This window comes from Vibrio sp. 1562 (assembly GCF_033340155.1).
In the GTDB taxonomy this organism is placed as follows: Bacteria; Pseudomonadota; Gammaproteobacteria; order Enterobacterales; family Vibrionaceae; genus Vibrio; species Vibrio alginolyticus.
This window is the reverse complement of record NZ_JAWOVY010000004.1, coordinates 1-20,750: the sequence shown is the minus strand read 5'-3', so window position 1 is coordinate 20,750 and position 20,750 is coordinate 1. Positions and strand designations below refer to the sequence as shown.

At 43.5% G+C, this 20,750-nt stretch carries 19 protein-coding genes; 10 read left to right on the top strand and 9 right to left on the bottom strand.

Annotated features, from left to right (window positions below; all coding sequences use genetic code 11):
• Positions 1-37: 37 nt before the first annotated feature.
• The 4 genes from R7Z49_RS05280 to R7Z49_RS05265 all read right to left on the bottom strand — a co-directional run bounded on the left by R7Z49_RS05280 (position 38) and on the right by R7Z49_RS05265 (position 7,088).
• Entirely contained in the window at positions 38-493 is a 456-nt protein-coding gene (locus R7Z49_RS05280; RefSeq protein WP_017635039.1) for a MarR family winged helix-turn-helix transcriptional regulator, read from the bottom strand.
• A 187-nt stretch (positions 494-680) separates the two neighbouring features.
• Entirely contained in the window at positions 681-3,842 is a 3,162-nt protein-coding gene (locus R7Z49_RS05275; RefSeq protein WP_206949121.1) for an efflux RND transporter permease subunit, read from the bottom strand.
• 2 nt (positions 3,843-3,844) lie between these two features.
• Positions 3,845-4,984: an efflux RND transporter periplasmic adaptor subunit gene (locus R7Z49_RS05270; RefSeq protein WP_042522092.1), complete on the bottom strand. Its 1,140-nt coding sequence runs from the start codon at positions 4,982-4,984 to the stop codon at positions 3,845-3,847.
• Between the two features lie 466 nt (positions 4,985-5,450).
• Entirely contained in the window at positions 5,451-7,088 is a 1,638-nt protein-coding gene (locus tag R7Z49_RS05265) for a methyl-accepting chemotaxis protein (protein WP_206949122.1), read from the bottom strand.
• A gap of 774 nt (positions 7,089-7,862) precedes the next feature.
• On the opposite strand from R7Z49_RS05265, the gene R7Z49_RS05260 reads away from it, so the two are divergent.
• On the top strand, positions 7,863-8,852 hold the full coding sequence (locus tag R7Z49_RS05260) for a Solitary outer membrane autotransporter beta-barrel domain (protein ID WP_104978953.1): 990 nt from the start codon (positions 7,863-7,865) through the stop codon (positions 8,850-8,852).
• A gap of 5 nt (positions 8,853-8,857) precedes the next feature.
• Here the strand turns inward: R7Z49_RS05260 and R7Z49_RS05255 are convergent, their stop codons facing one another.
• Positions 8,858-9,106 carry a hypothetical protein gene (locus tag R7Z49_RS05255; RefSeq protein WP_005378271.1) on the bottom strand — a complete coding sequence of 83 codons (249 nt, stop codon included), beginning with the start codon at positions 9,104-9,106 and terminating at the stop codon, positions 8,858-8,860.
• Positions 9,107-9,921: 815 nt separating this feature from the next.
• On the opposite strand from R7Z49_RS05255, the gene R7Z49_RS05250 reads away from it, so the two are divergent.
• The 3 genes from R7Z49_RS05250 to R7Z49_RS05240 all read left to right on the top strand — a co-directional run bounded on the left by R7Z49_RS05250 (position 9,922) and on the right by R7Z49_RS05240 (position 12,726).
• Entirely contained in the window at positions 9,922-11,253 is a 1,332-nt protein-coding gene (locus R7Z49_RS05250; protein ID WP_005388402.1) for a cytochrome ubiquinol oxidase subunit I, read from the top strand.
• A 2-nt stretch (positions 11,254-11,255) separates the two neighbouring features.
• Complete coding sequence (locus tag R7Z49_RS05245; protein ID WP_017820054.1) at positions 11,256-12,248, top strand: cytochrome d ubiquinol oxidase subunit II; 993 nt, start codon at positions 11,256-11,258, stop codon at positions 12,246-12,248.
• Between the two features lie 349 nt (positions 12,249-12,597).
• Positions 12,598-12,726 (top strand): hypothetical protein, encoded by a 129-nt coding sequence (locus R7Z49_RS05240; RefSeq protein WP_005378275.1) that lies wholly within the window; start codon positions 12,598-12,600, stop codon positions 12,724-12,726.
• A 437-nt stretch (positions 12,727-13,163) separates the two neighbouring features.
• On the opposite strand, the gene R7Z49_RS05235 is transcribed toward R7Z49_RS05240, so the two are convergent.
• Positions 13,164-13,787, bottom strand: coding sequence for a hypothetical protein (locus R7Z49_RS05235; RefSeq protein ID WP_031791932.1), 624 nt, complete (start codon positions 13,785-13,787; stop codon positions 13,164-13,166).
• Positions 13,788-14,243 (bottom strand): hypothetical protein, encoded by a 456-nt coding sequence (locus tag R7Z49_RS05230; RefSeq protein WP_031842384.1) that lies wholly within the window; start codon positions 14,241-14,243, stop codon positions 13,788-13,790. It abuts the gene before it with no gap.
• 290 nt (positions 14,244-14,533) lie between these two features.
• Here R7Z49_RS05230 and R7Z49_RS05225 point away from each other — a divergent pair, with 290 nt between their 5' ends.
• The 4 genes from R7Z49_RS05225 to R7Z49_RS05210 all read left to right on the top strand — a co-directional run bounded on the left by R7Z49_RS05225 (position 14,534) and on the right by R7Z49_RS05210 (position 16,915).
• Positions 14,534-15,142 carry a recombinase family protein gene (locus tag R7Z49_RS05225; protein WP_005459841.1) on the top strand — a complete coding sequence of 203 codons (609 nt, stop codon included), beginning with the start codon at positions 14,534-14,536 and terminating at the stop codon, positions 15,140-15,142.
• Complete coding sequence (gene rnhA / locus R7Z49_RS05220; RefSeq protein WP_025592914.1) at positions 15,123-15,590, top strand: ribonuclease HI; 468 nt, start codon at positions 15,123-15,125, stop codon at positions 15,588-15,590. The genes R7Z49_RS05225 and rnhA overlap by 20 nt, the downstream gene beginning before the upstream one ends.
• 20 nt (positions 15,591-15,610) lie before the next feature.
• A complete protein-coding gene (locus R7Z49_RS05215) occupies positions 15,611-15,802 on the top strand; it encodes a hypothetical protein (protein ID WP_005459836.1) in 192 nt (63 codons plus the stop codon).
• Positions 15,803-15,976: 174 nt separating this feature from the next.
• Positions 15,977-16,915 (top strand): hypothetical protein, encoded by a 939-nt coding sequence (locus R7Z49_RS05210; protein ID WP_005459809.1) that lies wholly within the window; start codon positions 15,977-15,979, stop codon positions 16,913-16,915.
• Positions 16,916-17,150: 235 nt separating this feature from the next.
• On the opposite strand, the gene R7Z49_RS05205 is transcribed toward R7Z49_RS05210, so the two are convergent.
• Complete coding sequence (locus R7Z49_RS05205) at positions 17,151-18,848, bottom strand: site-specific integrase (protein ID WP_005459819.1); 1,698 nt, start codon at positions 18,846-18,848, stop codon at positions 17,151-17,153.
• Between the two features lie 249 nt (positions 18,849-19,097).
• The gene (locus tag R7Z49_RS05200; protein WP_025587953.1) at positions 19,098-19,745 is read right to left on the bottom strand and encodes a LexA family protein; all 648 of its coding nucleotides are present in this window, start codon (positions 19,743-19,745) and stop codon (positions 19,098-19,100) included.
• Positions 19,746-19,862: 117 nt separating this feature from the next.
• Here R7Z49_RS05200 and R7Z49_RS05195 point away from each other — a divergent pair, with 117 nt between their 5' ends.
• Positions 19,863-20,114, top strand: a complete 252-nt coding sequence (locus tag R7Z49_RS05195) for a helix-turn-helix domain-containing protein (protein ID WP_000451746.1) — start codon at positions 19,863-19,865, stop codon at positions 20,112-20,114.
• Positions 20,115-20,169: 55 nt separating this feature from the next.
• Positions 20,170-20,750: hypothetical protein (locus R7Z49_RS05190; RefSeq protein WP_318111419.1), on the top strand; the 581-nt coding region annotated here is incomplete at its 3' end.

Genomic DNA, 20,750 nt, shown 5'->3' with positions numbered 1-20,750 from the left:
GCGATAAAATAAAGACGCTAAACGGCATTGATGTCAGTTACTGGTCGTGATTCGCAAAAGTGAGCTTTCTTACCAGACGAAAAAATTCACTCGCTTCAGATTCCGACAAACAAGAAAAAAACTCTTTCTGTAAATTCGTCATGATTTGATGAACTTGCTTTAAAGCATTTGCTCCCTCTTTTGTCATGCTTAGCATTTTAAGGCGCTGATTCGATTTACTTTTAGAAACTTGAACAAACCCTCTCTTTTCCAGATTGTCCACCATCCGCTTTGCTACACTTCGCTCAGTTCGAACCGCATCAGCCAACGCTTGCTGGCTCATAGGTTGAAATTCTTCTAAAGCGGCCAGTGCACTTGCCATTTCTAGTGTCATCAAATTTTGCCGAGAGAGCTCGGCTTGGGCACGATTGCGGTACATGCGCTGCATCACACCGCAGACAAACATAGGGCTTTGATCCAAAACGGAAATTGGAGAAATTTTCTGATCTTTCATCGTCGTTTTTCTTCTTTAGGCTTCCATTCGGTCGAAAAGGCTGTGCTGATACTGCACACAACACGCCGTCTTTCAGGCTCGCGTCATAGACGGTAACCACCAAGTGAAAACATAAAATAAAGAGCGCCGAAGCGCCCTTTAATCGTGTTAATTATCACTAGTATAACTCAGTTAAAACAACCGAGTCCTACTCGCTTTGCTGAGTGGGTTTAGTGCTGGTCTCAGACAGCTCTTCCTCCGACTCTTTTCTCGCACGTCGATCAAATAATCGCTCAACCACTACAAAGAAGATTGGGACGAAGAATATACCCAATATCGTGGCACTGATCATGCCACCAAGTACGCCGGTACCTACTGCGTTTTGACCTGCCGATCCCACACCTGAACTGATGGCAAGTGGTACCACACCCAAACCAAAAGCAAGCGATGTCATGATAATTGGGCGCAGACGAACGCGAACAGCATGTAAGGTTGCTTCGATAAGCCCAGCGCCTTTCTCATAGTAGTCCTTTGCAAACTCAACAATCAGAATCGCGTTTTTGGTTGCCAAGCCGACCGTCGTTAATAAGCTCACCTGGAAGAACACATCGTTATCCATACTGCGCGTCATTACCGCAAGCACAGCACCAAGCACACCAAGAGGAACAACTAACACCACGGCGAAAGGTACTGACCAACTTTCATACAAAGCGGCAAGAACTAAGAATACGACGAGGATAGATAGCGCATATAGCATTGGCGCTTGGTTTCCGGAAAGGCGCTCTTCATACGAAATACCATTCCAGTTCACCGTGAAACCTTCTGGTAGCTTTTCTACCATTGCTTCAATTTCTTCCATGGCTTCACCAGTACTTACACCAGGAGCTGCGCCGCCTTGAATGTTCATTGCTGGCAAACCATCAAAGCGCTGCAAAAGAGGAGAACCATAGGTCCACTCGCCACTCGCAAAAGCAGAGAAAGGCACCATCTCTCCTTTAGCGTTGCGTACGTACCATGAATCGAAGTCTTTTGGCTGCATGCGGTATTCCGCATCACTTTGCACCATCACTTTCTTCACACGACCGCGGTCAATATAATCGTTAATGTAAGCCCCGCCCCATGCAGCTGACAGGATTTGGTTTACGTCATTGATACTGACATCCAAAGCACGAAGTTTGACGTGGTCAATGTTCACTTTGTACATTGGCGCATCTGCCTGACCGTTTGGACGAACACCAACAAGTTTCGGGTTTTGTGCTGCCATGCCCAGAAGCTGCCCTTGAGCCGCAACTAATGCATCGTGCCCTTTATTCAACGAGTCTTGGAGATAGAAATCGAAACCTGTCGAGTTACCTAGCTCTTGAATCGCTGGAGGGGCGAACGCAAACACCAAAGCTTCTTTAATAGTAGAGAAGTACCCCATCGCTCGACCAGTAATGGAAGCTGCATCGGCGCCTGGCGCTTCACGCTCAGACCAATCTTTCAGGCCGATAAATGCCATACCCATATTTTGGCCTTGGCCTGCGAAACTAAATCCAGCAACGGAGAAGACGGATTTTACATTGTCTTTTTCGTCTACTAGGTAAAAGTCACGCATTTTCTCAAGTGTTTTTTCCGTCTGTTCTTGTGTTGAGTTAGGCGGCAAAATAGCCATTGAGAATACTGTGCCTTGGTCTTCATCTGGCAAAAATGACGTTGGAAGGTTCATAAATAACCAGCCAGCACCTGCACTCATTGCCAAAAATACAACCAACATGCGACCTGTGCGTTTTAGAAGTTTAGCAACACCGGTTTCATAGCCAGCTGTCATCGCATCAAACTTGCGGTTAAACCAGCCAAAGAAGCCTTTCTTCTCTAGAAGCTCAGCATCGCCTTTTTTCAGCAACGTAGCGCACAATGCCGGAGTCAGAATTATCGCAACCAAAACGGAAAGCGTCATAGCCGCCACAATAGTTATCGAGAACTGACGGTAAATAACCCCGGTAGAACCAGACATAAACGCCATAGGGACGAATACCGCTGAAAGCGTCAACCCCACACCAATCAGGGCACCAGTGATCTGCCCCATCGATTTTTTGGTCGCTTCTTTGGGCTCTAAACCATCTTCATGCATCACACGCTCGACGTTTTCCACCACAACGATGGCATCATCCACCAGCAAACCGATAGCCAGAACCATCGCGAACATGGTTAACGTGTTTACGCTAAATCCAGTCGCGTACAAAATAGCGAAGGTTCCGAGCAATACGACAGGCACTGCGATCGTTGGAATGATCGTCGCACGGAAGTTCTGCAAGAACAGGTACATGATTAAGAACACAAGAAGAATAGCTTCTAATAGCGTTTTAACCACTTCTTGAATCGAGGCTTTGACGAATGGTGTTGTTTCAAATGGGTAAGCAATCTGCAACCCTTCTGGGAACGTTGCACTCAGTTGTTCTAAGCGCTCTTTTACCGCATTGGCTGTCTCAAGCGCGTTTGCGCCAGTACCTAATGAAATACCTAACCCCGATGCTGGGAAGCCATTATATTGGCCTCGAATATCATAACTTTCTGCACCACGCTCAACGCGAGCTACATCTTTCAAATAAACATTCGAACCACTGGCGTCGGACTTAAGAATGATGTCTTGGAACTCTTCTACACTGCTCAAACGACTTGCAGAAGAAATCGTAGCATTCAACAACTGACCCTCCTGCGCAGGTGCCGCACCAAGTTGACCTGAAGAAACTTGCGCGTTCTGTTCACTGATTGCATTTGCTACGTCGATCGCGGTCAAGTTGAATTGCGTAAGCTTAAATGGATCCAGCCAAACTCGCATCGCATACTGCGCACCAAACGCCTGCACTTGTCCTACGCCAGTTACACGACTTATCGGGTCTTGAATATTCGTTACAACAAAGTCGCCGATATCGTTTTCTGTAAAGTCAGGATCTTCAGAATAAACTGCGACAACCATGAGAAATGCCGTATTGGATTTATTGACGACAATACCTTGGTTTTGTACCTCCATCGGTAATGAAGTCAATGCCAATTGCAGTTTGTTCTGCACCTGTACTTGCGCGATATCAGGGTCAGCTTCGCTATCAAACGTCAGGGTAATTGTCGCATTACCAAATGCATCACTGCTCGATGATAGGTAGCGAAGGTAATCTAATCCTGTCATGTTTTGCTCGATAACTTGCGTTACCGAGTCTTCAACGGTTTTTGCTGATGCACCTGGATAGCGAGCACTGATGGTGATCGTCGTCGGTGAAATCGTTGGGTATTGCGAGACGGGTAAATTGAATAATGACATTACCCCCGCCAACATCGTTAGAATCGCGAGAACCCAAGCAAATACCGGACGATCGATAAAAAATCGTGCCATGATTACTCCTGTTCACCGTTTTGGATAGTTACCGAACTGCCTGGCCCTACCTTTTGTAAACCGGCGGTAATGACTTTATCACCCGCGTTCAAACCATCGATAATGCGCCATTGGCTATTGATCGCTTCAGCAGTCTTCACTGGTTTCGCTTCCACTTTGTTCTCGCCATTAACCGTCATCACTGTCGCTTTACCCGTCGCATCACGAGATACCGTATTTTGTGGTATTAGAATCGCATCAGGGTCGACACCAGTAATGACCGTCGCACGAACAAACATTCCAGGTAGCAACAAACCGTCAGGGTTTGGGAATTCGGCACGAAGCGTCACGCTGCCCGTACTTTCGTTCACATTGACCTCAGTAAATTTCATTGTGCCTTTGTGTTCGTAAGTGCTGCCATCTTCAAGCATCAATGTAACTTGCGCAGAGTCATCTTCTTGCATATGGCCTTGGGAGAGTGATGCTTTCAAACGCAGCAGTTGCGCGGATGATTGCACAATATCAACATTGATAGGGTCAAGCTGCTGAATGGTCGCTAATTTGGCAGCTTGGTTAGCCGTAACCAACGCACCCGCTGTCACACTCGATTTACCGATCACCCCGCTAATCGGAGCTTTGACTTGCGTATAATCTAAGTTGATTTTTGCTGTGTTGATCTTGGCTTTTGCGACTAGGACCTGCGCTTTCGCTTCTTTGTATGCCGCTTCTGCTTCATCCAAGTCTTGTTGGCTGATGGATTTTTTGGTGATCAAGGTTCTGTAACGCTTCACCGTGGCATAGGTCGACTCTGCCGCAGCTTGCGCACGGATTAATTCCGCTTCAGCGCTCAGCAAATCCGCCTGAAATGATGAATCATCAATTTGATATAGCGACTGTCCTTGTTCAACAAGGCCACCTTCAACAAAATTTCGCTCCGAAATAATGCCAGTGACTTGCGGACGAACTTCTGCTTCTTTGAATGCTCTGCTACGACCCGGCAACTCTACTGTCAATGCTTGGCGCGTTGGCTGCACTGTTAACACTTCTACTTCGGTTGCGGGCGCAGGCCCCCCTCCTTGGCTCGATCCTTCTTCGCTAGGTTGACATCCAACCACAAAAAGGCTCGACGCAATCAGCAGAGATAGCGTGGTTTTACGTCTCATGAATTTTTCTCTCTTATCTACCGACAAGCCTTCAAGATTCCTTATTAAAAGCTTCTAGAATGACTTAATAATGACTAATGGATGTATATCCAGAACAAATTAATTAGGATGATAAATACCCAGTGTTGTACATACAACAAAATTTACAGTTCTATACGCTTACGAAAAACGTTTATGGTAAAGGTGTTATGAAGTTCTCAAATTTGAAGATTTTGGGTTGGAAATCACATTTTCCTGTGTGCAATTGCAATGGTTAAAAAGCAGCAAAAGTGATGATAAAAGCATCATCACGCTGTACAGAGTTTGTTACCGCTGTCTAGGGTTATTTGCCCACTCTGGTATACGAACTAAAGTGAGAAAGGAATGTAAATATAGTCGAAATTTCACAAGTCAGGTTCGCCACTTATCTAAAAAATAACCCGCTAAGAAGCGGGTTATTTCGTCAGTGAGATTGCTGTTCTCAAGCTTATACTTTGAACTGACTGACCTGATGATCTAAACGTTGAGTTTGCTCTGACAACATGGCTAAAGAAGCTTGCGCTTGGTTTACGATTTCCACAATTGAAGTGCTACTGTCTGCAATGCCTTGTACGTTGCTATTTACTTCGTCACTTACTGTACTTTGCTGGCTCGCAGCCGTTGCAATGTGTGTATTCATCTCGTTCATACGTGAAATCGCGTTCAAGATTTCAGAAAGGGATTCACTCGCTCGGCCAGCGGACTTGATCGTTTCATCACTGCTATTTTGGCTACCGCGCATCACTTCTACAGCTTGTCCTGCACCAGATTGTAGCTTTTCAATCATGGTTTGGATTTCTCCCGTACTCTGTTGCGTACGACTGGCTAAAGAACGAACCTCGTCCGCTACCACAGCAAAGCCTCGCCCTTGCTCTCCAGCGCGAGCCGCTTCAATGGCTGCGTTAAGCGCTAATAAGTTTGTTTGCTCGGCAATACCACGAATTACATCCAGTACGGACGCAATGTTACTCACATCATGATCCAATGTGTTAATGACGTGGCTTGCGCTTTCGATTTCACTTGCGAGGCTACGAATTGAGCTAACCGTTTGATCCAAAATAACATTGGTATTGGTAAGTTCATCATTCGCTGTTTGGCTCGCAACCGCAGCTTCGTTAGCGCTATCGCTTACATTTCTGCTGGTGACTTGCATTTCATGCACTGCCGCCGCTACCGCCTCGCTATCTTTTTGCTGAGAAACGGTCGAGTTCGCGATGGTCGTGGTCAAAGAGCTAAGATTTGCCATTTCGTTACGTAAGGTATTTGAGCTTTTAATTACCTGAGCGACTGTCACTTGAATTTTGGACACAAACTGGTTAAATGCGTCTGCTAAATTGCCAATTTCGTCTTGTGTTTTTACATCGATTCGCTGACTTAGATCACCTTCACCGGACGCAATTTCTGTCATCGCATTTTTAATATCATTGATAGGCTTCACAACCGTTTGTAACAACAAAAAAGCCATCGCGATAGCGGCAAAAATAACAATCACAATGCCAGCCTCAAGAATGAGTTCTGCTCTTGTTGCAGCCGCTGATATTTCGTCCTTCAATTGGCTTTGCTTTTCTTCTATTGCATCTTTTACAACGTTAAGCTGCGCTCTAACCTCGATAAATTGGTCTTCAAAGGTATGTTTGTGCTCATTGTAGTAACCACGCCATTGAGATTGAGGTAAACGTAGCATCGCCTCATAACTTGCTAACCACTTTTCACCCAAAGAGACAAGCGTTCGAACTTCATTACCATGTGTAGAAGGCATCACACCGGCTTGTGATAGCTCAATCATTTGTTCCATACGTGGCAGTGCTTTGTAGGCGTTGTCTTTGTATTCACCGATGTGATGATCAATATCGTTTTGAGTATCAGAAAGTGCAACACCTTGGATTGCAGATGTTGCTTGGTAAAGATCGCGATAAGCATCCTCAATCGTTAATAAGTTCGGCACGATCTCTTCGTTGAGTGTCTCACTCAATTCAGATTGCTTCCAACTTGTCATAACGTTTAATACAGAGCTCACAATAAACAATCCAATAATCAATGACAGCGGAATCACTATCTTCTGCTTGATCGTTAAGTTCTGGAACATGAATAGACTCTCTTTATTTATGGTATACAAACTGCCGGAAATTATATCAAACAAATAGAGTATGCCATTAGGTAAAAGAGGCTATTCAACATGAAATCTAATGACTTTTTGACAAGGGTTCTAATTTCAACAATTAGTTGATTTTATACAAAATTTAACAAATAGATCTTTTCAAAAGATGCAAATTAAAATGCTCTTTCAAAACGAAAAATATGTAACAGAAAGTGAATTAAAAGGGACCACATTTTGAAGAATAGATCGACTCAATGATTTACTGAGAACACATACAAAACACAGTTCTTGGATTGAGCACCACCGCGGAATATGCAAAGGTCCGAACATTGCTTCTAAAGCTCAAAAAAACCATTGTTTATCTGACGTATTTAAGGGTACTCCTTGATGATGTTAGTCGTGATGTTGGCAGACAGGATGCTTACAAGTTTTCGAAGTTAACCAGTAGCACAGTGAACGATTCAGATTTTCTTGAGCGCCAAGGCAATAAAAAAGTTTGCTATTTTCCTCTCAAGAGACGCATTAAAGAAAATAATGCAACCTAGTCACAAAGTCTTGCTACATCTTCAGAAAAGAATGATGTTGCTAAACAAATCTGGTGCAGCATACACATTGAAGCTAAACTCGTTTAAGGAACTTTTTCATATCAATATGAGAAAACATAGATTTCTCAAAGTTACACCGACCATTCAACGATTAAACTAATGTTAGCGTACCGGTACGTCCGAAAACTCCATGCATGAACCATTTAAAAGAGCCAAAATGTTCCAACCCAACTTCGCCTCAGTGGAGTGGCGAGTCGTTTCGCTCGCTCTCCTACTCTCTCTACCTCATACTGCTCATGCGGATCCACTAGATAAGGAAATTAGCAACCTTCTTCAACAACGTTTTTCTATCGCGGTGTTGCTGTCCGATACTGACGCAATTGCGTTTGGTATTGGCGACTTTGATCCGAATGCATTATTTGATACCGCCAACCCAGAGTTCGGGACTGACGAGTCAATCAATGAACGTCGAAGCAAATCCGTATATGTTCTCCCTTACACGACTAACTTTGACATAGAGGGCAGCGAGGATTTACATGAGCTGTCGTTTAAGGCATTTACGATACAAACAGAGAATGATCTCAAACTATTCGGCACAAGTAAGGATCTTCTCAAGGAAAGGACATACGGTGCATCGATTGGTTATGGGTATCTATACAAAGCAAGTGAAAACGTCACCCTTAGCACCAGAACGACGACTCACCTTATGCGTTATAAAAACTCATTCTCTACCGATAATAAACTTTCATCCATCATTGGAAGAATCCTAGACGGCCGTGCCGTTAACGTTTCAGCATGGGCGGCAATAGTTCAACCATCCATTAAAGCCAAATACACGTCTCCCACAAGTTGGGGGAAATGGCATGCCAGTTCGACATTGAATTCATTCATTGGGCACAGCTGGGGAAGCGCAAATAACGGCAATATAGGCAACCCTAAAGGTTGGTACCTATCTAATGAAATCACCGGTTACTACAATATTTATCACGGTGAGCAAGCTTTATTTACTGGGATTAAAAGAGTCGACCTTTCGCATGATTTAAGCGACGAACTTGGAAGTCCGCATTACTACGAAGCTTCTATAGGATGGCTATTTTATGCACCAAAGCCCTTTGATTGGTTGGACAATTTCGGCATAGGCGTTAACTTCAACTACGGCTCGACTCTCAGAGGTGGCAGCATTCAACTTTACTACAACAAACAATAAAGCCGTCAGTACAGGAACCAGTTGGTAGCATATATAACAAGAAGAACTAGAAGACACAAAAGGAATGGCAGAGTTAGCGTCTTCGCAAACTTTTTCATGAGACTTGGGTTATCAAACACCACACCTTCCGCTTCTCTTACCCTTCGCTCTTCGTCAAAATGCCATTTAATGGCTAAGTAGGCTCCTATCCCTAATACAATAAGCTTAAAAGCTCCAGCAAAGTAAGGAAAGAAATTAGCCCAACTGTCGTTCATTATCCATCTCCATCAAATTCAATATCAGCTTTGCGGTGGCAGAATCCAAGATTCATGTAGAATGCTCCCTCAAAGTCAGACTCTCTGGCTAGCGCCAGTCTACTGCTCGAGATAGCTGTCCACAACTCTCTTTACCAGATCGGCATTTATTAATTATTTAATAAATAACAAGAAAGACACTAGCACACTTGCTGAAAAGTAAGTGTCAGTTTGGATTGAAACTCATCAGAAATCGAAAATGGTCCGCAGTCGACTTGTTGATCTAGTGAAAGCCGAATTACCTAGCGCCAAATCGTTCGCTAGTATAAAAATGTAGCCTATCGCACTTCTGGTCGAGTGCTAACGAACTTATGATGCATATGTCATTAGCAGTGCAATTTTAAGTTTATCAATTAGCTAAAGTTTCCCACCTTAACTGCCAGTAAGTTTGCTGTGTTTGAGATGATCTCGACATGACTAGTGTATAAATAGTATGGAGGTTCAAAGTGAAGGCAAGGCAATTTTCCTTACTAAAAATATTGTTTTTGTAATTTTATTTCAGGATTATCGAAACCATCATAAGGATAATTCGAACTAATCTTAATCCATGCTCCTTCAGTTACATTTGCTTTCTTTTACTCACTTCTCGCGACTATTAGTGGCATTTTGAGACAATTTCCTACACTCCTTTCTTTCCCTTAGTTGATATAAATCATGGTTAGAAGAAAACAGAATCACCTGTATTTCTCGATACATGAATCCAAACTGCCCGACTTTTCGTAACTAAATTACAAATAGACACGATTTTTAGTATGGCACGTTTTTGAGGAACCAAGATGTTAGATACCCTCATGCTGTCGCGGATCCAGTTCGCGGCCAATATCAGCTTTCACATTCTCTTCCCGACCATCACCATCGCGTTGGCATGGATGTTGGTGTTTTTCAAGTGGCGATATAACCGCACCCAAGCCCCCGTATGGCTCGATGTTTATTACTTCTGGGTCAAGATATTCGCTCTTACTTTCGCCTTAGGTGTGGTATCCGGCATTACGATGAGTTTCCAGTTTGGTACCAACTGGCCAGGCTTTATGGAACGAGTCGGTAACGTAGCAGGACCATTGCTCGGATACGAAGTGATGACCGCCTTCTTTATGGAAGCCACCTTCCTTGGCGTGATGCTTTTTGGACGAGGACGAGTGCCGGAATGGGTTCATACTCTCGCCACCGTTCTGGTTGCTGTTGGGACAAGTATGTCCGCGTTTTGGATTCTAGTGCTTAACAGCTGGATGCACACACCAAGTGGCTATGAAGTGATTGACGGAATTGTACATGTAACCAGTTGGAAGGAAGTTATTTTCAATCCTTCTTTACCTTACCGTCTTCTGCACACGCTATTAGCATCGGCGCTGACTGCCAGCTTCTTGATTGCGGGTATCTCAGCTTATCAAATAATGAAAAAGCCAGATCACCGCTCAGCCAAACTTGGCCTAAAAGTCGCGCTGTTCGCGGCGGCTGGATTCATCCCAATTCAAATCTTTGTCGGTGACCTTCACGGGTTAAACACGCTTGAACATCAACCTGCAAAAATCGCAGCGATGGAAGGCGTGTGGGAGACCGAGCAAGGCGCGCCTCTTCTTCTGTTTGCGATGCCAAATGAAGAAACTCGCAGCAATGATTTTGAAGTGGGCATCCCAAAGCTGGCGAGTTTGATTCTTACGCATGACTTAGATGGGGAAATCCAAGGACTTAACGAGTTTGCACCTGACCACCCGCCAGTGAAGCCCTTGTTCTTTGGTTTCCGCGTGATGGTTGGTGTTGGTGTCCTTATGTTGCTTGTTAGCTGGTATGGCGCGGTGAAGCTAGCACGTAAAAAAGCGCTACCTAAACCTTACCTGTACACGGTATTAGCCATGACGTTCTCTGGTTGGATAGCCACACTGGCGGGTTGGTATGTTACTGAGATTGGTCGACAACCTTGGTTGGTCAGCGGTGTATTGCGAACATCCGAAGCCGTCACCACGGTTGCGAGCAGTAGCGTGATGACTTCGCTCATTATGTACTTAGCCATTTATGCTGCATTGCTGGTTGCGTACATCCATACCCTATTCTATTTGGCGCGCAAAGACGTTGCAGCCCATGAAGTCCCACTGACACAACAAGAGGCCTAATCATGCTCGACTATCTACCAGAAATTTATCTTCTGCTGCTTGGCTTCTCGGTCTTTATGTATGCCGTGCTCGACGGCTACGATCTTGGCGTCGGTATCCTTTTACCGAGTGATAATGAAGCGCAACGTGACCGAATGATAGCGTCTATCGGCCCTTTCTGGGATGCGAATGAAACGTGGTTGGTGTTAGCCGTCGGTATTCTGCTGATTGCCTTTCCTACTGCTCATAGCTTGATTTTGACGGAACTTTATATGCCGACCGCGATTATGCTTATCGCACTGATCATGCGTGGCGTGGCGTTCGACTTCCGAGCCAAAGCGAACTCGGATCATAAACCTCACTGGGATTGGTGCTTCAGAATTGGCTCGTTAGTCACCGCGCTAACCCAAGGCTACATGGTGGGTCGTTACATCATGGGATTTGAACAATCAACCGAAGCATTTGGCTTTGCTTGGTTAAGCGCACTTTGTGTAGCGGCGGCGTACGTTTACATCGGTGGCGCATGGTTAGTACTAAAAACGGAAGGTGATTTGCAAATACGCTCGGCCCGTTGGTCTCGCCGTGCTGGTTGGTTAGCAGCCTTAGGAATCTTGGTGGTTAGCGTTGTAAACCCAATTGTAAATCAACAAGTTGCCTTGCGTTGGTTCAGCTTCCCAGAAATCTTGTTGCTTGCCCCAGTTCCGTTAATTGTATTGGCAACCATCTTCCTAGTTGATCGCTATTTGCGTCAGGTTCCAATGGTGAATGATCTGGGTGTGCGCTGGCCTTTCTTTGGTGTCACTGTCATTTTCGCGTTGAGCTTTCTCGGGCTTGCGTATAGCTTCTTCCCAGAAGTTGTGCCGGGATTAATGACCGCACAACAAGCTGCCTCCTCGCCTGCGACGTTAATAATCGTGGGCTACGGTGTGATGATTGTTATGCCGGTGATATTGCTTTACACCTTTGTGGTATACCGGATCTTCAAAGGCAAAGCGACAGAACTTAGCTACAAGTAGGAAAGGGAATTCCTCAACAAAGCGCCGCTGCTCATGCGGCGTTTTTTTGCAGTACTCAACGACTAAAGTATCTACCCAAGGCGACTGAGTGGGAACACTGAGAGAATGTAACGGCAGCCAGTAGTTTGTTCCTAACTAGAACGAGATAACCGTTTCTCAACTATAGCGATACAGGCACAAAAACAGAAAGAATATTTGATGTTACAAAAGGTAGACCGCCACTTTAAAACGCTTTGAGTATTTTTTGCGCTCAATGAGGTGCAAGTATACTTATGCTTTTTATGACTTGTGAACACTCAATTGCATGTTATGTTGCTGTTGAAATCGTACATGAAATAAGGACAAGAACATGAAGATAAGATGCAAAACGACGCAAAGCATTGAAAAATTTAACCCTGATGACCTCAATCTAAACACAGATCTCTTTGGTATGATTGCTGTTGTATTCGTGTTCATGGCTGTTTTGCTTAGCATCTAGTAGCACTACGTTCATTCTTGTGGCCGTATTCATACCTCATGTGATATGGGTGCTAAATTCTAGATTAAAGCGGATGTGCTAACCCGCACCAATCAGATTATGGCTGCCTCTGTATAGCATCTTCAATTTTGGCGTTGTATAGAGGTGAGATGTGAATAGTTGGCTTGTAGATAGAATGGCGCTTGCACCTTGAGCACTCTTGTGTACTTTCAATGACGCATTACTTTAGTGTAGATACGAAAAAAGGCCTGATAAATCAGACCTTTTTAGAATGTGGCGGTGAGTGAGAGATTCGAACTCTCGATTGCAAGCTGCCGAATTTAAATTATTTAATATCAATGAGTTAATACTACTTTAATTCTTAGCTTTGTACCAGTTCTTTGTACCATCTGCCCCCCAGAGAAGGAGCAGGACTGATAAGTCGACTCCTAAGAACCTTAGGTACTTGCAGCGATATACTTAAGTAACTCTATACCTTCATCTGTTAACTGATCATCGGTATCAATTATTTCTATCATTTGATGACCACTAGAAAACAAACATCTAATACCGGTTAAAGCCCCACCGTTAAGACCGACCACTAAACCGTTGTGAATTCTGTTTGTCACCACTCTAAAAAAAGTTCTGATTTCACCGTGAGTCATAGACAGCGTCTGCTCTGCTCCGATAACATCATTAACTATTGTCTGAAGTATGAATACCTTCGGCGGGCTAATCTCGATACCTTTATAGTCCATCGCTTCTGGAAAATTAGGCTTCTTATCAATCGTGGGGTTGTTCATTTCCACCTTTGCTCCTTTAATAGCAGTGACAACAGTATCAACATCCATCACAACATCGTTATAAGTTTCTACAGAACACTCTCCTTCTGCATGAATATACTTTTTTCCGCCACTAGTAAAACTATCGCTTATCCGAACCCCAAAATTATCTTCGTCACCGTCATCAACATCATAAAAGCCAAAGTATTCTTTACAATCAGGACACCTACTAGGTCTTGTGGGAAGCAGCATAGTGATATTCAATCCACAATTAGAACAGTTGACATGATACTTTTTCATTTACCTCTCCACATCCGTATCGTTGAGCTTTACAACACCTTTATTAGATGCCTTTGCAACTCTTTCGTAGTTCTTTACCCTGCCTCCGTTAATTATTACTTCTCCTCCAGAATCAGCTTCGAATGCTCTTGACTTCGACTGAGGCCTTAGCGGTACAACGTTATCAACTTCATTACTTTGTACTCTCTCTTGATGCTCTAAGTAACGATTTACTAATATCAGAACAACACCCAAAATCATTGTAAATACTGATAGCAACAGGGTGGCAGGAGACGCACTATAGCCGTCTGATTCTGATGCTAAGTTTAAAGTGTTTCTTATTACGTCCTCAGCCAATGGGTACCAAAATGGAGATGAGCTACCAGCCAAGCCCGCAGTGATCAAAGTGCCTCCTATCAGATAACATTGATTCGGTTTCATCGCTTTTATTAGCTTTATAACGGAATCCACTGTCATATCTCACCCTCTATTATGCGAAACTGCCTACATATGTATATGGTAGTATTTGTGCAAAATTCAAGCCCTGCCTTTAGCACCCTCCCTAATCTTCTACGGTAATAAACAACCCACGGAAGGCTCTATATTCTTTAGTCATCGTGCCTATTAGGAATACCTAGCTCAAAACCATTCGTTTTCGAACCTACCCGCATAGTATGAGACAAAAACGTCTCATAAGTACCCCCTTGACATTTTGACCTAGGCTCATAAAATCCATACTACTTTTTCAGAGTGGTATGCGAGGGCTAATGAGTACGAGGACTTATTTCTATTGTCGAGTCTCTACAACAGAGCAGACAACAGCGAACCAAATACAAGCCTTCAAAGACAGAGGATATGAAGTCAACGAAGCTTTTGTAGTTGAAGATGTTGTATCAGGTGGTGTTTGTGCTTTGGAACGTAAAGGCTTCAGGATTCTTATTGAGCACAAGCTTGTTGCAGGTGACACGCTGGTGGTCTTAAAGCTAGACCGCTTGGGACGTGACAACATAGATGTACAACAAACGATCAAGCTTTTGATGGACAAAGGTATCAATATCCACTGTTTAGATTTACCACATAACGACCTAAACAGCCCTGAAGGTCAGTTAATGTTGAAAATGTTTTTAGCTTTTGCTGAGTTTGAAAAAGATCGTATTAGAGAACGAACAATTGAGGGTCAAGCAAGAGCAAGGGCTGAAGGCAAAACTATTGGTCGTCCTGCCAAAGCAAGTGCAGATAAAGTGGCAAAGCTAAGGAATGAAGGATTGTCCATATCCAAAACCGCAGAGAAGCTTAACATCTCTCAATCAACGGTTAAGCGCCTCTACGCAGAATCAAAGAAGAGTAAGGAGAAAAATGGAAACAACAGTAACTAGCAACGCTAAAGAAGTAATTAACGCCTACACAGACGGTTCATGTATTACGCAGAAATGCATAGGCGGCTGGGCATTCATACTAACCAGAGCAGACAAAAAACTAGAACGCTCTGGACATGAAAGAAAGACCACCAGCAACAGAATGGAACTAACGGCAGCAATTAAAGCGTTAGAGGTTATATATAAGAAATATCCGAACAACCCTATAACAGTCCACACAGACAGCCAGTATGTAAAAAATGGCATTACTACATGGATACGTAGCTGGAAGCGTAATGGTTGGCGTAGGAGTGACAGAAAACCCGTCCTTAACGCAGACTTATGGCAAAAATTGGACGAACTGAACGAATCAATGAATGTTTCTTGGGAGTGGGTAAAAGCACACAATGGTCATCCTCTAAACGAGAGAGTTCACATGCTTGCTTACTCTGCTATTCCACAAAAGTAAAATTACAAAGGTATAACAACATGGAACAAACTACATTAGTTGAAGATTTTATCCTACCAGAAGTTGAACTTAACGAGATAGACAACTACCACCGCATACCTGAAGTCAAAGCATGGTTTGTCTGTTCAGTGAAAAACGCAAAGAAAGCGGCAAAAGATGGTCTACCCGTAATCCGAACGCATGTAGGCAACTGGTATGGTCGTCTCTCTTAAAAAAATGAACTTTTGTAAATCACATTTTGTGTAAACGTCAGGGGGCGATGCAATCGAAGTAGGAACAAACTCGGAAGCTAACGCCCCCCTACCCACAATTATCAAGAGGTAGAGTGTTTGTGAGGTTCAATCATACTAACCAACCACAAGATAGAGTTATACCAGCAGTAAACGATGATGAAACAGTGCACTTTAGAGCAAATTGACCCTAGACAGCTTGTTCTCGATGAAAGGTTTCAAAGCAGACAAACACAGTTAATAGCTAAAAGAGCAGACAGAGCAGCTTCAGAAAACAGTAGACAAAGGCAACTCAGAAACATTCTTACTAGTTTAGAGAACGGTAATGGCATTAGGGAACCAATAGAAGCCTATGATATTTACGGTGAGTTGTATGTAGTGAGCGGTTTCCACCGCACAGAGGCATGCCACAAGTTCCTTAAAGACAACCCAAGCCAAAACCTTTTAGTCCCCGTAAAAATTTATCGAGGCTATACAGAAGCAGAGGCTTATTTAGATTCTCTTACTAAGAACGTGGAACACGGTACAGCCTTAGATCAGTCTGAGATATGGCAAAACAAGTTTAAGCAGTCTTTGATGCAGGGGGAAAACCTAGAACTACTTTCAAAGCGCGAAACCGCTAAGTTATTTGATTGCAGTGAAACCCAAGGATTACATATTTTGAACGCTCAGAAAGCCTGTATCGAGGTTGGTTTACCTAATGTGAAAGAGTGGTCGAGTGATTATCAAAAGGCGGCAGAAAAGCTTAGAAAAAAGCTATTAAAGAGATTTGAGGTAATGCCTGACGATTTCGATAAGGATGGATTTCCAATTATCAGCAGATTATCAAAAGCTTATAAAGGTAATAGGTTTGAGGCTGCTTTATCTGAAGAAGAACTAGAACTCAATGAAATAAGTTATCAGAAAGAGTCCCTCAAGGATTTAATCCAAAGAAACCCTATGGCCTTCAGAAAGGCATTAAATACTTTAGATAAAAGAGCTTTAGGAATTGTCGTAAAGCGTAGTTGGGATGAAAACGAAGTCATTCTAAAGTACGGTGATGGTGACGTTAATGAATACGAGAAATTCGAAGAAAAAGCCACGGTGAAAACCTAGCACTTACACCAGAAAACCCACAGAGAGATCTTAGCGGTATCCCCAAGCTGGTGGCTATCTTTGAGAAAACGCTAGGGTGGTCACTCGTGACCGCTGAGACCTCTAGGTGGTCACTATAGGAGTATTTAAACTTAAAGATATAAATTTAATATTTTAAAAACAACAACTTAAACAAAAACCTTTCAGAAAAGATGTTTAAACAATAGCACCTGTAAACTCTAACTAAGTAATGTTCTTATAGCCTGCTTAAAGCTAAACGAGGGAGACGGTCGATAGCTTCTTTCTTCGTCTCCAACTCAACCGTACCATATGAACCGCCTACACCCGCTGGAGTATGACCAGTAATAGCGTCACTAACAGTGTCAGCAATACCCAGTCTGCGCAGAGCCGTCTTGAAAGTATGCCTAAACGCATGAGCCGGTTGGGTTGTGTGTATACCTAGAGACCTGACTGTTTGACCCCACCACTTACTGAGTGCCGCTGATTTCTTGCCGTATTTGTTCTCTTTAAGCTCTGGGAACAAGAAGCCGCCTGACTCCGCAACATAATCTAAGAAACCTAGTTCTATCAGATGAGCAGGGATAGGTACGTGTCTCAGTGAAGAGTTATTCTTAACGCTTTGCCCCTCACCTCGACGGATATTGAGGTAATGTATGCCTGAGTCTGATTGGGATACATCTGACTTATGTAGTTGAGACATCTCCTCTAGGCGTGCACCTGTATATCTGCACAACAAAGGAACCCAATAACAAGCCATACCATAAGGTTTACGAGCATTAACATCATTAAATACGTCAGCTTGGAACAGTCGACGCATTTCTGAGTCAGTGTAGCCTTTTCCCTCATTAGCTTCAGTTTTCTTCTCCGCTGTGGCAACACGCACACCTACGTGTGGATTAGAGTCGATGATGCCTAGTTCAACGGCATAGCTAAACACAACAGAGGTCTTGCGTAGACAGTTCTTCACCGTAGTAGCACTTAAAGTCTCTAGACCTTGTATCTTTACAAGTTCAATTTGCTCTAGAAGAGGTCTATTCCTGATACTTGCAATTTTAGACTTAGGTAACTGAAGCAATGTATCTCGAAACTCAACGATATGCGCACGAGTTACTTCAGTAACATCCAGATCTCCGATAACTTCGATTAGACGCTCAATCTGAAGGCCTGCCTCATACAATGCTTTAGCGTCTTTGTCCTTAAGAGTTTCAGACTGGTGATACCTCTTAAACACATTAGATATAGAGTATTGAGATGCCTTTTTGCGTTTAGGCTGGTGTTTGTTAGCTAAAGGGTTGACTGACAGTGGTTTGTCTGCAATAGGATTAGATACTGCTTCGTAGCCATAGTCACGGTTGTAACGTGCTCTACATAGCGCTTCGATGCGATGAATGTAGTGATAGAAAGCTACTGCTAATTGACGGAAAGACTCACTGTGAGAAGAGACAACTAAACCCTCTCTATCTAGTTGAGCAACAATAAACTCTTTTAGTTCATCTGCTAGCTCTTGAAGCTGGTCAGGAGTAGCAGTATCAACCTCGTTGCCACATATGGACAAAGTATCAGACAAGCCAAATTCACGGACTGTGCCTTCCGCATCTACATCCCTTTTTAGGAAAAGATCGTAGTTACCAGAGGTATCAACTTCATTCTTTACGTGTTCATACCAACGCTCTGCGATGATTGCACAGTCTCTAACATTGAGTTCGACATTGGATGAATTAGATAGTTTTAACTGAGCAACGGCGATCTGCTTCTGCGCATCGAATAGACACTCAGTAAATCGTGGTTTAGCTTCAGAAAGGTTTTTCGTTTGAAGAGATTTCTTGAAGACTGTCTTACCGATTATAGGAACCAGCTTTTTGGGGACAGCCATTCTAAAGTAGTAAACACCAGTTTTAGGATGCTTATAAGGACTTGCCATGATGTTCGACATTGTACCTACTCTTTGTACCAGTAGGCAGCTTACATTAAAACACCAAACCCCTGTATTATAAGAAGTTCTTACACTACAAGGGCTTATAGAATGTGGCGGTGAGTGAGGAATTACACCTTGCAATATAACACATTGATTTCATTGAAAATAACTCCAAGAATCAAAGCGAACACCTACACTTAAACCTACACCAAAAAAAAAGACAAACAAATCAGAAGGTTACAACCAACACACTAAAAATTTCATTCTTTAACAAAAATCGATAATTGCCTGTTTAACAACACCTACTATAGTACAGTTCCCATTTATCGGCATTGCGGGATATTGAGGGTTTAAAGGCTTTAGATACTTCTGGTCACCATCAATGACCAACTGCTTAAAGGTTGCTTCTATAGAATCATCCAGACGCGCAACAACCAAAGAGCCTGATGAATAAGGTAACTCAGGATCAACAATAATGACTGCCCCTTCAGGTATCGATTTTTTACCGTTTGGATTTTCCATGCTGTCGCCTTTTACACGAAGTGCGAAACAGCCCTCATGTGCTTTCCCAGTGACTTCACGCCACTCTTCAGCATCTTCATGAGCAAATCCTTCCGCTATTTCAGTCCAATCACCGGCCTGAACCCAGTTAATGAGAGGAATTCTTCCCTTAATATCAGGCCCGACTTCTACATTACCGACCCCCAAACCAATCTCGCCATCACCTGTGGCGAGCCAATGAGCATTCACGCGAAGCGCCTCCGCGATCTGCATGGTGTAACGAGACCTAGCCGATTTACCAGAGCAAATCTGGCTGATCGACTGCTGTTTGATACCAATGCGACGAGCCAACTCAGACTGAGTCACCCCAGTAAGCTGCAAGGCATGGTTTAGTCGTTCGGATAAAGTTTTCATAAGCCCGTATTCTACAAATAAAACTGTAGCCTTTCAACAATTTTAACTGTTGACTTATCTACAGTTTAAACTGTAACATTCAATCTTGTAACAGTTTTTATTGTAAAAGGAGACGGTATGGAAGTGTTCAACACGACACAAAAACATCTCCGCCGTGCCATTGACTTGGTCGGCGGGCAATCAGCATTAGCGCGAGCCATCAACTCAAAACAGCAAAACGTCTGGTTTTGGTTGAATAAATCAGGGCGTGTTCCCGCTGAATTCGTTTTACCCATCGAGCAAGCTACGCAAGGACAGGTAACCCGATCCCAGTTAAGACCGGACATCTATCCCGAATGCCCAAGCGAGCTGAAAGCCAGTAACCAGTAGGATTAAGGGCAAATAATGGTCAGCATTTTACGTAAACACAAAAGCGAGTTCCTCCATGCGTGATTATGGCAAGGTCTATACCCGCTTTTGGCTAAAGCAAAACGTTTTGTCCTGGAGTGACTCAGCGAAGTTGCTAGGACTGTATTTGCTTACATGCCCACATTGTAATTTGCTTGGCTGCTTTCGATTGCCGATTGGTTACGTTGCTTCTGACTTGAACTGGGATGAGCAACAGGTTGCTAAGGCTCTAAATGAGTTAGAACAAGATCAGTTCCTCATTCGTTGCGAGGAATCCGGTTGGACTTTGATTCGGAGCTTTCTGAAGCACAACCCAATCGAAAACCCAAACCAAGGTAAAGCAGCCTTTCGGTTGCTTAAAGATGTACCTGCCGACTTCATTGGTATGGCATCGCTTTTGAAATCTCTTGCCGCTTTTCAAGCTCGGCTACCAGAAGAATTTTCATCATTGTTTATGCCTGATGGCAACCCGGTAAAGGACTCTCAACGGTCGGATGACTCTGAGAGAAGCAATAAACCAACAGTTAAAACTGTTAACCACATACAGTTTGAAGACTTCTGGGATGTACAAATACGCAAAGAAAAAAAAGCGAAAGCCAAAGAAGAATGGCTACGCAT

What these genes read in the sequence shown, in the direction of transcription:
- R7Z49_RS05280 (WP_017635039.1), bottom strand. Translation starts at nt 493, where the DNA reads ATGAAAGATCAGAAAATTTCTCCAATTTCCGTTTTGGATCAAAGCCCT.
- R7Z49_RS05275 (WP_206949121.1), bottom strand. Translation starts at nt 3,842, where the DNA reads ATGGCACGATTTTTTATCGATCGTCCGGTATTTGCTTGGGTTCTCGCG.
- R7Z49_RS05270 (WP_042522092.1), bottom strand. Translation starts at nt 4,984, where the DNA reads ATGAGACGTAAAACCACGCTATCTCTGCTGATTGCGTCGAGCCTTTTT.
- R7Z49_RS05265 (WP_206949122.1), bottom strand. Translation starts at nt 7,088, where the DNA reads ATGTTCCAGAACTTAACGATCAAGCAGAAGATAGTGATTCCGCTGTCA.
- R7Z49_RS05260 (WP_104978953.1), top strand. Translation starts at nt 7,863, where the DNA reads ATGTTCCAACCCAACTTCGCCTCAGTGGAGTGGCGAGTCGTTTCGCTC.
- R7Z49_RS05255 (WP_005378271.1), bottom strand. Translation starts at nt 9,106, where the DNA reads ATGAACGACAGTTGGGCTAATTTCTTTCCTTACTTTGCTGGAGCTTTT.
- R7Z49_RS05250 (WP_005388402.1), top strand. Translation starts at nt 9,922, where the DNA reads ATGTTAGATACCCTCATGCTGTCGCGGATCCAGTTCGCGGCCAATATC.
- R7Z49_RS05245 (WP_017820054.1), top strand. Translation starts at nt 11,256, where the DNA reads ATGCTCGACTATCTACCAGAAATTTATCTTCTGCTGCTTGGCTTCTCG.
- R7Z49_RS05240 (WP_005378275.1), top strand. Translation starts at nt 12,598, where the DNA reads ATGAAGATAAGATGCAAAACGACGCAAAGCATTGAAAAATTTAACCCT.
- R7Z49_RS05235 (WP_031791932.1), bottom strand. Translation starts at nt 13,787, where the DNA reads ATGAAAAAGTATCATGTCAACTGTTCTAATTGTGGATTGAATATCACT.
- R7Z49_RS05230 (WP_031842384.1), bottom strand. Translation starts at nt 14,243, where the DNA reads ATGACAGTGGATTCCGTTATAAAGCTAATAAAAGCGATGAAACCGAAT.
- R7Z49_RS05225 (WP_005459841.1), top strand. Translation starts at nt 14,534, where the DNA reads ATGAGTACGAGGACTTATTTCTATTGTCGAGTCTCTACAACAGAGCAG.
- rnhA (WP_025592914.1), top strand. Translation starts at nt 15,123, where the DNA reads ATGGAAACAACAGTAACTAGCAACGCTAAAGAAGTAATTAACGCCTAC.
- R7Z49_RS05215 (WP_005459836.1), top strand. Translation starts at nt 15,611, where the DNA reads ATGGAACAAACTACATTAGTTGAAGATTTTATCCTACCAGAAGTTGAA.
- R7Z49_RS05210 (WP_005459809.1), top strand. Translation starts at nt 15,977, where the DNA reads ATGATGAAACAGTGCACTTTAGAGCAAATTGACCCTAGACAGCTTGTT.
- R7Z49_RS05205 (WP_005459819.1), bottom strand. Translation starts at nt 18,848, where the DNA reads ATGTCGAACATCATGGCAAGTCCTTATAAGCATCCTAAAACTGGTGTT.
- R7Z49_RS05200 (WP_025587953.1), bottom strand. Translation starts at nt 19,745, where the DNA reads ATGAAAACTTTATCCGAACGACTAAACCATGCCTTGCAGCTTACTGGG.
- R7Z49_RS05195 (WP_000451746.1), top strand. Translation starts at nt 19,863, where the DNA reads ATGGAAGTGTTCAACACGACACAAAAACATCTCCGCCGTGCCATTGAC.